We start from the raw sequence: 11190 nt of genomic DNA, 5'->3' as shown, positions 1-11190 counted from the left end.
GGGTGCTGCGGCCCGCCGCCGCACCGCCGCCTGCGCGGGATCGAGCGCCAGCGCGCCGTCCGTCGGCCGCGGCGGCGCGGCGCGGTACCTGACGATGCGGACCGCCGAATTCCTGACCGGACGTCGTCCCATGCGTGCCTCCCGATTCGTTTCTGAACAGGAGTCGCGAGGCGGCCGAAAAATACGCCCGTGACCACGTACGGCCACGGCCGTAACGCCATAGGCGCCATCTCGGTCCCCGGAGCCCGGCTCCGGAAATGCGGACGGGGGGGGGGGGCCGGGGTGGGGGGCGGGCCCCCGGCGGGGGGGGGTGGAAGGGGGGGGGTGGTGGGGGGGGTGTGGGGGGGGGGGGGGGGCGGCGCCCTGGGGCGCCCCCCCCCCCCCGTCGAGGTGGCAGAGGACGGGTCAGGTGGTGCTGGAGGAGTCGGCGGGTTCGGCCTCTTGCTTGCGGCGCCGCGACGCCTTCTTCTCTCCGCCCGCCAGCTCCGGGTTGGACCCCGGGTCGGCGGCGACGGACTCCACGTCCTCCGGTTCCCGTCCCGGTGTCGCGAAGTTGAACTTCACGATCAGGAACTTGAAGAGGAAGTAGTAGATGAGGAAATACAGGACGCCCATGCCGATGATGAGCGGCAGGCCCTTGGTGTTGTCCTTCGACGCGTTCAGCAGCATGTCGATGCCGCCCGCCGAGAAGCCGAAGCCGAGCTGGGCCCCGGCGGCGTTGAGGATCGCCATCGAGACGCCGGTGAGGACGACGTGCACCGCGTACAGCACGGGCGCGACGAACATGAAGGCGAACTCGATCGGCTCGGTGACGCCGGTGACGAACGCGGTGAGCGCGGCGGAGATCATGATGCCGCCGACCGCGGAGCGGCGGTGCGGGGGAGCGGCGCGCCACATGGCGAGCGCGGCGCCGGGCAGGCCGAACATCAGCACGGGGAAGAACCCGGCGAGGAAGCCGCCCGAGTGCGGGTCGCCCGCGAGGTACCGGTTGATCTCGCCGTGCACGACGCCGTCCGGTCCGTTGTAGGAGCCGAACACGAACCAGATGAGCGAGTTCGGGATGTGGTGCAGGCCGAACGGCAGCAGCAGCCGGTTGACGACGCCGTAGATGCCGGCGCCCGCGGCGCCCGCGCCGGTGATCCAGTTGCCGAAGTCGGTGAGCCAGCCGCCGAACACCGGCCAGATGAAGCCGATGAGCACGCCGAGGACCAGCGCGGCGAGCGCGGTGATGATCGGGACGAACCGGCGGCCGCCGAAGAAGGCCAGGTAGGTGGGCAGCTTCACCCGGTAGAAGCGCTGGTAGAGCAGGGCGGCGACGACGCCGATGAGGATGCCGCCGAGCACGTCCGTCGGGTTCTTGGCGCCGAAGTCGATGGCCGGCGCGGCGGTCCCGTCGGTCACCTTGGTGATCAGCACCTGGCCCTTGAGGTCGGCCGAGTGCGAGAACATGATCTTGGTGACCTGGTCGAAGACCAGGTAGCCGACGACGGCGGCGAGCGCGGTGGAGCCGTCGGACTTCTTGGCGAAGCCGATCGCGACGCCGACCGCGAACAGCAGCGGCAGGTGGTCGAACAGGGCCTGGCCGGCGCCGCCGACGACCTCGGCGACGCGGATCCAGCCGAGGCCGTCCTTGCCGAGCATGTCCGGCTGGCCGAAGCGCAGCAGCAGGGCCGCGGCGGGCAGCACGGCGATCGGCAGCATGAGGCTGCGGCCGATCCGCTGCAGCACCGCGAGGGCGCGCGACCCCCGCCGCGGCGCGGCGTCCACGGTGGTCGAAGTCATCGAGAGGTTCCTCCTCAGGGGTGTGTCAGGAGTGCGGCGGGGGATTTCCGAGTGCCGTGTGGATCTGGTAGCGGTCGGCCCGGTAGGTCGACACTCCCAGCTCGGCGCAGACGCCTCCGGTGTAGGAGCGGCGTTGCAGGAGCAGCACGGCGCTGCCCTTGGGGATCTGCAGGTGCTTGGCGTCGGCCGCGTCCGCCAGGCTGGCGTCGATGGTCTGGTCCCCGGCGTCGAAGACCAGCCCGTACACCGCTTCGAGGACGCCGTACAGGGAGCGGTCGGCGAGGCGGCGGTCCAGCAGGTCGGGCGCGAGCGAGGCGAGGATGTGCGCGCGTTCGAGCGCCATGGGCTCGCCGTCGGCGGTGCGCAGCCGCTCGATCACGTGGATCTCGGTGCCGGGCTCGACCTCGAAGATCCGGGCCAGCCGGGCGTCCGCGGGGACGGTGCGGCGGTCCAGGTCGACGGCGCCGGGCCGCAGCCCGCGGGCGAGCATGTCCTCGGTGAACGAGACGAGCCGCAGCGGCATCTCGATCTTGGGCCGGGCGACGAAGGTGCCCTTGCCGGGGACGCGGTACAGCCGCCCCTCCGACACGAGCTGGTCGACGCCCTGGCGGACGGTCATGCGGGACAGCCCGTACCGCACGCACAGCTCGCGCTCCGAGGGGATCGGGGCGTCGACGGGGAGCTCGGCGCTCTCGATGAGGTCGAGCAGGATGGCGCGCAGCTGGAAGTACTTCGGGACGGGGCTGTGCGGATCGATGGTCGTCACTGGGGGTGTCCTCGATGGCCTCGGCGGCCGTATCGACGCGTTGGCGGATGACGTGAATCGACTTGTTCGTACTGGTCTAGGCCGGACTAGACCACATTATGGAAAGTCGTGTCAATGCACGAAACCGTAACGGCCGGGTCACATGCCCCGGGGTGCAAGATCAGGTGAACGTGCAGGTCACGACCCCCCTGGCAGGGACGTTCCGGACGAGTTCGGGCCGACATCTTTAGCTCCATCCGATTCGTGGAGTATGGTGCGTACTGGTCTAGTCCGGACTAGACCAGTACGCCGCGCAGGCGGCGACCGGTCGCATCACGGAGAGTGCACCCCCATGGCATCACTGCTGATCACCGCGGAGCGGGTGATCATGACCCCCGCGGACGGTCCTACCCGCGCGGTCTCCCCGGGATACGTCCGCGTCGAGGACGGTGTCATCGCGGAGGCCGGCGAGGGCACGCCGCCCGGCGCCGACGCGCACCTGGCCGACGGGCTGCTCGCCCCGGGCCTGGTCGACCTCCAGGTCAACGGGTTCTTCGGGCACGACATGGCGGACGCCGGCGAGACCGGCTGGCGCGAGGTCGTCACCCGGCTCCCCGAGACCGGCGTGACCGCGTTCCTGCCCACGTTCATCACCGCGCCCGTCGCGACGCAGGCCGAGGCGCTGCGCCGCACCCGCGACCTGCTGCCCGCGCTGCCGCCCGGCGCCCGCGTGCTCGGCGTCCACCTGGAGGGGCCGTTCCTCTCCCCGAAGCGCAAGGGCGCGCACAACGCCGCGTACCTCGCCGACCCGGCGCCCGAAGCGGTCGAGGCGCTGCTGGAGACCGGGCTCGTCAAGCTCGTCACCCTCGCGCCCGAGCGGGACGGCGCGCTCGCCGCGATCCGCCGCCTCACCGAGGCCGGCGTGCTGGTCAGCGTCGGGCACAGCGACGCGACCGCCGCGCAGGTCGCCGCCGCGGCCGACGCCGGCGCCCGCAAGGTCACCCACGTCTTCAACGCGCAGAGCGGCGTCCACCACCGCGACCCCGGCGTGGCCGTCCAGGCGCTCATCGACGAGCGGCTGCACCCCGGCCTCATCCTCGACCTGCACCACGTCGGCCCGGAGGTCGCGCGGCTGGTGCTGCGCGCCGCCGCCGGACGCGTCGTGCTCGTCACCGACGCCGCGTCCGCCGCCGGGATGCCGCCCGGCACCTACGAGCTGGGCGGCGAGCCGATCACCATGCCCGAGCAGGGCCCGCCGCTGCGCGCCGACGGCACCATCGCCGGATCCGGGCTGCGGCTGGACGAGGCGGTCGGCAACGCCATCGGCCTCGGCCTCGACCCGGCCGCGGCGGTCGACGCGGCGACCCGCGTCCCGGCCGACCTCATCGGCCGCCCCGACCTCGGCCGCATCGCGCCCGGCGCGGCCGCCGACCTCGTCTGGCTCGGGCCGGACCACCGGGCGCGTACGACCTGGATCAACGGGCAGGAACTCTTCGGAGGGGGATCATGACCAGTCTGATGCGCGCCGAGATCGGTGAGCAGCCCGACGCGCTGCGCCGGACGATCGACGCGCTGCTGCCGCGCACGCCCGACATCGGGGCGCTCGCCCGGGAGACGCGGCAGGTGCTGTTCATCGCGCGCGGCTCGTCCGACAACGCCGCCGTGTACGGCCGCTACCTGGTGGAGTCGCACGCCGGGCGGCTGGCCACCCTCGCCGCCCCGTCCATCGCGACGACCTACAAGCGGCGCCTGGACCTGTCCGGCGTGCTCGCCGTCGCGATCAGCCAGTCCGGCAAGACCGAGGAGATCGTCGAGACCCTCGACTGGGCGAAGGACTGCGGCGCCCGCACCGTCGCCGTCACCAACGGCGCCGGGTCGCCGCTGGCGGAGGCCGCCGAGGTCGCGCTGATCACCGAGGCGGGCGACGAGATCGCGGTCCCCGCCACCAAGACCTACACGACCCAGCTCGCCGCGCTGGCGGTGCTCGGCCTCGGGCTCGGCGCCGACGTCGCCGTGGACGACCTGCGCCGCGTCCCCGACGAGGTGGCGCGGCTGATCGCGGCGGCGGAGGCGTCCCCGGCGCTGCCCGAGATCGTCAAGGAGCTGGCGAAGGTCCCCGGCACGGTCGTGTCCGGGCGCGGCATCGCGTTCGGCACCGCGCTGGAGCTCGCGCTGAAGATCAAGGAGGCGTGCTACCTGCACGCCATGGGCCTGTCGTACGCCGACCTGCTGCACGGCCCGATCGCCGTGGTCGACGCGCAGACCCCCGCGCTGCTGGTCGCGGCCGACTCCGGTCCGACGCTGCCGGGCACCATCGCGCTGGCGCGCCGCGTGGAGGGCGCGGGCGCCAAGGCGTTCGGCGTCGGCGGCGGCGACGGCCTGGCGGACGCCTGCTCGGCCGCGCTGCCCGGCCCCGGCCTGCCCGAGTGGGTGGCGCCGCTGGGCCTCATCGTCCCCGGCCAGCTCATGGTCGAGAACCTGGCCCGCCGGCTCGGCGTCGACCCCGACGTCCCGCGCGGCCTCAACAAGGTCACCCAGACGGACTGACCGGACGCACCGAGGGAAGAGAACGACATGGACAAGGCCGAGGCCATCGTCGCCGCGCTGGGCGGCGCCGACAACATCGTGGAGATCGAGCCCTGCGCGACCCGGCTGCGCACCGAGGTCTCCGACGGCGGCAAGGTCGACGAGGCGGCGCTGAAGAAGGCGGGCGCGTTCGGCGTCATGCGCAGCGGCACCGTCGTGCAGGTCGTCGTCGGCCCGGAGGCCGACACCATCGCCAGCGACATCGAGGACATCCTCGACTGATCCGTTCCCGGGCGCGCGCCCGGGGCCGCGAGTCCGCCCCAGCGGCGCGCCGACCCGCGTACCGACCGAGCAGAAGGAACCCCCGCATGACCCGAGTACTGTCCCCGGTGGCCGGCCGGGTGGTCGGCCTCGCCGGCGTCCCGGACCCGGTGTTCGCGCAGGCCATGGTCGGCCCGGGCACCGCCGTCGACCCCGAGCGCGGCCCCGGCCACGCCATCGCCCCCGTCACCGGGAAGATCGTCAAGCTGCACCCGCACGCCTACGTGGTGGTGGACGAGGAGGAGCACGGCGTGCTCGTGCACCTCGGCATCGACACCGTCAAGCTGAAGGGCAAGGGGTTCGAGCTGCTGGTCGCCGAGGGCGACCAGGTCACGGCCGGCCAGCGGGTGGTCGCCTGGGACCCCGCCGTCATCGAGGCGGGCGGCCGCTCGCCGATCTGCGCCGTGGTGGCGCTGGACGCCGGCGCCGACGCGCTGTCGGACGTCGTGGAGGCGGGCGAGGTCGTCAAGGGGGCCGAGCTGTTCACATGGAGCTGATCGGATGGGGCTGATCGGCCTGCGCGCGGCGGTGTTCGACCTCGACGGCACCCTGATGGACACCGAGCCGCGCAACCGGGTGATGTGGGCGCGGCTGTTCGACGCGCACGGCGTGCCGTACGACGACGAGCTGATCGGGTCGTTCGCGGGGCGCCGCGGCATCGAGGTGCTGGAGGAGCTGCTGCACCTGTTCCCCGGCCGCACCGCAGAGGAGCTGTTCGAGCAGGCCGTGGCGTACGAGACGGCGCCCGGCGTGCCGGCGGACGTCCCCGTGCCGGGGGCGGTCGAGCTGGTGCGGTCGCTGGCGGACGCGGGCGTCCCGCTGGCCGTCGTCACGTCGGGGCAGCGCTCGTACGCCGAGCGGCTGCTGGCCGCGCTGGGCGTCCGCGACCTGATGGACATCGTCGTGACCGCCGGGGACGTCCTGACCGGCAAGCCGCACCCGGAGGGGTACCTGGCCGCCGCGCGCGACCTGGGCGTCCCGCCGGGCGAGGCGGTCGGGTTCGAGGACGCGCCCGCGGGCGTCGCGGCCGTGAAGGCGGCCGGGATGACCTGCGTCGGCGTCGCCACCACCCAGCCGGTGGCGGCGCTCGCCGCAGCGGACCACGTGGTCGCGGACCTGAAGGAAGTCAATGTCGAGCCGGGCCCCGCGCTGCGGGTGCGCGGCGGCGCAAGGGAGATTCTGTGAGCGAGCGCAACGTCAAGATCGAGTCCAGGGTGGGGCTGCACGCGCGGCCGGCCGCGCTGTTCGTCCAGACCGCGGCCAAGGCGCCGATGGACGTGACCGTGGCCAAGCGCGGGGGCTCGCCGGTGAACGCCAAGAGCATCCTCGCGGTCCTCGGCCTGGACGCCCGGCACGGCGAGGAGGTCGTGCTGGCCGCCGACGGCGACGGCGCCGACGAGCTGCTGGACAGCCTGGAGGCGCTGCTGTCCACGCCGGAGCCGGAAGGTGCCTGAGGTCCTGCGCGGCGCGGGCGTCAGCCCGGGGGTGGGCGCGGGCCCGGTGCGGCGCATCGCCGGCGCCGTCCCGGAGCCGGAGGCCGGTTCCCGGCACGGCGGCGACGCGGCGGCCGAACGCGACGGCGCGCTGGCCGCGCTGGAAGCCGTCGCCGCCGACCTGGAGGAGCGCGGCGCGCGCGCGGCGGCCGCCGGTAACACCGACGGCCGGGACGTGCTGAACGCGCAGGCGCTGATGGCCCGCGACCCGGGCCTCGCCGACGGCGTCACCGCCAAGATCGGCGAGGGCACGTCCGCGGCTCGCGCCGTGTTCGAGGCGTTCGGGGTGTACCGCGAGATGCTCGCCGGGGCGGGGGAGTACATGGCCGCCCGGGTCAGCGACCTCGACGACATCCGGGACCGGGCGATCGCCCGCCTCCTCGACCTGCCGATGCCCGGCGTGCCGGAGTCGGACGAGCCGTTCGTGCTGGTCGCGCGGGACCTCGCGCCCGCCGACACCGCGGTGCTCGACCCGGCGCAGGTCGTCGCTTTCGTCACCGAGGAGGGCGGCCCCACCAGCCACACCGCGATCCTCGCCCGGACGATGGGCGTCCCGGCCGTGGTGGCGCTGCCGGGCGCGACGGAGCTCGCCGACGGCACCCGCGTCCTCGTCGACGGGTCCGCCGGGACCGTCCGGCCCGACCCGTCCGAGGCCGAGGTCACAGCCGCGCTCGCCGCGGCCGCGGCCCGCGACTCCGCGCTCGCGGAGGCGTCCGGGCCGGGCGCGACCAAGGACGGGCACGCCGTCCCGCTGCTGGCGAACGTCGGCGGGCCGAAGGACCTGGACGCCGCGCTCGCGAACGGCGCGGAGGGCGTCGGCCTGTACCGCACCGAGTTCCTGTTCCTGGACCGGTCGGTGCCGCCGTCCGACGAGGAGCAGGAGGACGCCTACCGCAAGGTGCTGGAGGCGTTCCCGGAGGGCCGCGTGGTCGTCCGGACGCTCGACGCCGGCGCCGACAAGCCCCTCGCGTTCCTCCCGCCTCCCGGCGAGGAGCCGAACCCGGCGCTCGGCGAGCGCGGGCTGCGGATGGCGCGCCGGCATCCGGACGTGCTGACCGCCCAGCTCGCCGCCCTCGCCCGCGCCGCCGCCGGGCTCAGCGTGAAGCTCCAGGTCATGGCCCCGATGGTGACGGACGCGGCGGAGGCCGCGTTCTTCGCCGGGGCCTGCCGGGAGGCCGGCATCGCGCATCCCGGCGTCATGATCGAGGTGCCGGCCGCCGCGCTGCGCGCCCGCGACCTGGCGCCGGAGGTGGAGTTCTTCAGCATCGGCACCAACGACCTGACCCAGTACGCGTGCGCGGCCGACCGGCAGGTCGGCGGCCTCGCACACCTGCAGGACCCGTGGCAGCCCGCCGTGCTCGACCTGGTCGCCCCCGCGGCGGCGGCGGGCGTCCCGTGCGGGGTCTGCGGCGAGGCGGCCGCCGATCCGGCGCTCGCCTGCGTCCTGGTCGGGCTCGGCGTGACGTCGCTGTCGATGAGCGCCCCGTCCCTCCCGCTCGTCCGGGCCGCCCTGGCCCGGCACACGCTGGACGAGTGCCGCCGGGCCGCCGAGGCGGCCCGCGCCGCCCGCTCCGCGGAGCAGGCGCGCGAGGCGGCGCGCGACCACCTGCCGGGCCTGGCCGAGCTCGGCATCTGAGCACGCTCGCGGCGGGTCGTCGGGGTGGGCGGCCCGTCGCGAGCGTTCAACGCGCGCCGCATCCCATCGCGGGCGCCGCGTCTTTCCGCGGGCGCCGTGCCTCTTCGCGGGCGCCGTCGCGGGCGGCCGTCAGCCGGTGATGAGCCAGCGGGTCCCGGTCTTGCCGAGCGTGTAGTTCGCGGCCAGGACCCCGCCCGGGCGCGCCGGGTCGCCCTTCCATTTCAGGTCGGCGAAATCGACCGTGTACTCGCCCTCGCCCGGCCCGTCGTCGCAGACCGGGACGGTCACGCCGCGCAGCGCGGCCAGGTCGGCGGGCCGCAGCTTCGCGCGGGCGGCGGCGAGCCCGCCGGACCGGCAGCCGCCCGCGCGCCCGAACGCCGACCGGTCGTACGCGGGCGCGAGCAGGCCGCAGACCTTGACGTTCCCGGCGGCGATGCCGCGCAGGTACTTGTAGAGCACCAGCCGCGCGGGAAGGCTGTCCTTCGCCGGGGCGGTCACGTCGACGAGCCGCGAGTCGCCCGGCTCGGGCGTCAGCGGCGGCATCCCCGCCTCCTCCTTCCCGCCGCAGGCGGCCGGGCCCAGGGCCAGCGCGGGCAGCAGGGACAGAGCGGGCAGGAACGGACGAACGCGCACGGGGACCTCCCGGGGGTGCGAAGGCGGGCCGATCTTCCCAGTCCGCGGGGCCTCGCGTCCATCAATACGACAAGCCGTGACCAACGGGTTGCCCGCCCGCGGGCACCGGCAGCCTCCCCACCGGCTTCACCGCGCCCGACAGCACCCGCGCGAGCGCGCCGATCGACGTCGCGCCGGCGGAGTAGGTCGCGAGCGTCGCGGCGGCGCCGCCGGCGTGGTCGAGGTCGTAGGGGCGGCCGAGCGCCGCGACGACGACCGGCTTGGACGCCAGCGCGCCGATCCGCGCGGCGGTGGCCGTCCCGGCGTTCAGGGTGGTCAGCACGTGGACGTCGGCGGAGCCGGGCGCGGTCGTCGCGACGCCCTGCTCGCGCAGCGCGGCGCCGAGCTCCGCGCTCTGCGGACCGGTGACGCTCACCTTCTTGCCCTTCAGCGGCAGCACGCCCCGGTCGTTGCGGACCAGCGTGACCGAGTGCTCGGCGACCTGCCGCGCGGTCGCCTTCTGCTGCGGCGTGCCGATCCGCGCGGACGCCTGCGCCGGGTCGGCCGGCGGCGCCGTGAACAGCCCGCGCCTCTGCTTGAGGCTCAGGATCCGGGTGACGGACTCGTCCAGCCGCTTCTGCGTGATCCTCCCGGACCGGACGGCCGCCAGCACCGCGTTGTACGCCTTGGACAGGCTCGGCGGCATCAGCAGCTGGTCGGCGCCCGCGTTGATCGCCCGCACGGGCACGACCGCGTCGCCGTACTTCTCCCGGACGCCCGCCATCTGCAGCGAGTCCGTGGTGATCACGCCCTGGTAGCCGAGCTCGCCGCGCAGCAGCCCGGTCAGCACGGTCCTCGACAGCGTGGACGGGTCGCCCGACCCGTCGAGCCCCGGGACCACGATGTGCGCCGTCATGACGAGGTCGACGCCGGCGGCGATCGCGGCCTTGAACGGCGGCGCGTCCAGCTTCCGCCACTGCGCCGCCGAGTGCGTGATCACGGGCAGGCCGGTGTGGCTGTCGGTCGCGGTGTCGCCGTGCCCGGGGAAGTGCTTGGCCGTCGCGGCGACCCCGGCGTCCTGGTAGCCCGCGATCGCCGCGGTCAGCAGCGGCGACACCCGCGCCGGGTCGGAGCCGAAGGAGCGCAGCCCGATCACCGGGTTGCGCGGGTTCACGTTGACGTCGGCGTCCGGCGCGTAGTCCAGGTTGATCCCGACCGCGTGCAGCTCGGTGGCGGTGACCCGCGCGGCGGCGCGCGCGTCCGCGGTGCTCCGGGTCGCGCCGAGCGCCATGTTCCCGGGGAAGCGGGTGATGAACGGCGTCCGCGACACGATGCCCTGCTCCTCGTCCACGCCGAGCAGCAGCGGGACCTTGGACGCCTTCTGCAGCGCGTTCGACTGCGCGGCGGTCTCGGCCGGCGAGCCGAAGTTCTCCGGGAAGTAGATGAACCCGCCGACGTGGTACTTCCGGATGATCGCGAGGGCGCTCGCGCGGCTGGAGAACGTCGGCACGAACAGCTGCCCGACCTTCTGCTCCAGGCTCATCTTCGCGACGTAGCCGGGGACCCACGCGTCCGGGGACTTCGTCACGGGCGCCTTCTTTCCGGATGGACCCGACGCCCCCGGCGATTCCCGGTGGGCGGGGGAGTCCGGCCCGCCGCCGGCGCATCCGGCGAGCGGGAGCGCCAGCGCGGCCGCCGCGGCCAGCGCCAGCCGCGCAGCACCGCCCCGCCGGGGCCGCCGGCGGGCGGTTCCGGCGCGTCGCGACCGGCTATCCGCGGACATGAGTGGCATGCACCTGACCAGGCCCCCCGACATGGTCGTCTGCTCGCTTCGGACGTCGCGACGTTAACCGCTCGCCGCCGCCCTGTCGACTCGCGGCGCCGGACGGGCCCGGCCTCGCCGCGCACGAGCCGCGCACGAGCCGCGCACGAGCCGCGCAGGAGCCACGCCGGTGACCGGTCGTCCCGCCGGCCACGGTGCCCCCGGCACCGCGCCGGCGGATCTCGAGCCCCCGTGGTCACAGCTCGATCACGATGGACCCCTGGTCCGCGAACGGAGCGGATGTGCGGTGGGG

General features: G+C 74.7%; 11 protein-coding genes. 7 read left to right on the top strand and 4 right to left on the bottom strand.

Annotation, left to right across the window (positions count from 1 at the left end):
* Positions 1-405: 405 nt before the first annotated feature.
* Together ABZ914_RS37035 and ABZ914_RS37030 are read right to left on the bottom strand one after the other, a co-directional pair.
* Positions 406-1782 carry a PTS transporter subunit EIIC gene (locus ABZ914_RS37035; protein ID WP_500199007.1) on the bottom strand — a complete coding sequence of 459 codons (1377 nt, stop codon included), beginning with the start codon at positions 1780-1782 and terminating at the stop codon, positions 406-408.
* Between the two features lie 25 nt (positions 1783-1807).
* Positions 1808-2548, bottom strand: a complete 741-nt coding sequence (locus ABZ914_RS37030; RefSeq protein ID WP_190860110.1) for a GntR family transcriptional regulator — start codon at positions 2546-2548, stop codon at positions 1808-1810.
* 331 nt (positions 2549-2879) lie between these two features.
* Between ABZ914_RS37030 and nagA the strand changes: the two genes are divergently transcribed.
* The 7 genes from nagA to ptsP all read left to right on the top strand — a co-directional run bounded on the left by nagA (position 2880) and on the right by ptsP (position 8503).
* On the top strand, positions 2880-4037 hold the full coding sequence (gene nagA / locus ABZ914_RS37025; RefSeq protein ID WP_500199005.1) for an N-acetylglucosamine-6-phosphate deacetylase: 1158 nt from the start codon (positions 2880-2882) through the stop codon (positions 4035-4037).
* On the top strand, positions 4034-5074 hold the full coding sequence (locus ABZ914_RS37020) for an SIS domain-containing protein (protein ID WP_500199004.1): 1041 nt from the start codon (positions 4034-4036) through the stop codon (positions 5072-5074). Before nagA ends, ABZ914_RS37020 begins: the two co-directional genes overlap by 4 nt.
* A gap of 27 nt (positions 5075-5101) precedes the next feature.
* Positions 5102-5335 carry a PTS sugar transporter subunit IIB gene (locus ABZ914_RS37015; protein ID WP_151538615.1) on the top strand — a complete coding sequence of 78 codons (234 nt, stop codon included), beginning with the start codon at positions 5102-5104 and terminating at the stop codon, positions 5333-5335.
* An 86-nt stretch (positions 5336-5421) separates the two neighbouring features.
* The gene (locus tag ABZ914_RS37010) at positions 5422-5871 is read left to right on the top strand and encodes a PTS sugar transporter subunit IIA (RefSeq protein ID WP_190860107.1); all 450 of its coding nucleotides are present in this window, start codon (positions 5422-5424) and stop codon (positions 5869-5871) included.
* Positions 5872-5875: 4 nt separating this feature from the next.
* Positions 5876-6559 carry an HAD family hydrolase gene (locus ABZ914_RS37005; RefSeq protein ID WP_433141464.1) on the top strand — a complete coding sequence of 228 codons (684 nt, stop codon included), beginning with the start codon at positions 5876-5878 and terminating at the stop codon, positions 6557-6559.
* Positions 6556-6828: an HPr family phosphocarrier protein gene (locus tag ABZ914_RS37000; protein WP_190860103.1), complete on the top strand. Its 273-nt coding sequence runs from the start codon at positions 6556-6558 to the stop codon at positions 6826-6828. Before ABZ914_RS37005 ends, ABZ914_RS37000 begins: the two co-directional genes overlap by 4 nt.
* A complete protein-coding gene (gene ptsP, locus ABZ914_RS36995; RefSeq protein WP_500199003.1) occupies positions 6821-8503 on the top strand; it encodes a phosphoenolpyruvate--protein phosphotransferase in 1683 nt (560 codons plus the stop codon). The genes ABZ914_RS37000 and ptsP overlap by 8 nt, the downstream gene beginning before the upstream one ends.
* A gap of 129 nt (positions 8504-8632) precedes the next feature.
* Here ptsP and ABZ914_RS36990 read toward each other — a convergent pair whose 3' ends face one another.
* Together ABZ914_RS36990 and ABZ914_RS36985 are read right to left on the bottom strand one after the other, a co-directional pair.
* Positions 8633-9136: a hypothetical protein gene (locus ABZ914_RS36990; RefSeq protein ID WP_500199001.1), complete on the bottom strand. Its 504-nt coding sequence runs from the start codon at positions 9134-9136 to the stop codon at positions 8633-8635.
* A 61-nt stretch (positions 9137-9197) separates the two neighbouring features.
* The gene (locus ABZ914_RS36985) at positions 9198-10703 is read right to left on the bottom strand and encodes a glycoside hydrolase family 3 protein (protein ID WP_500198999.1); all 1506 of its coding nucleotides are present in this window, start codon (positions 10701-10703) and stop codon (positions 9198-9200) included.
* Positions 10704-11190 lie beyond the last annotated feature (487 nt).

The sequence above is a fragment of the Spirillospora sp. NPDC046719 genome (genome assembly GCF_040645715.1).
GTDB lineage: Bacteria > Actinomycetota > Actinomycetes > Streptosporangiales > Streptosporangiaceae > Spirillospora.
Note: the sequence above shows the minus strand (reverse complement) of the source record. Positions and strands in the feature narration are given on the sequence as shown.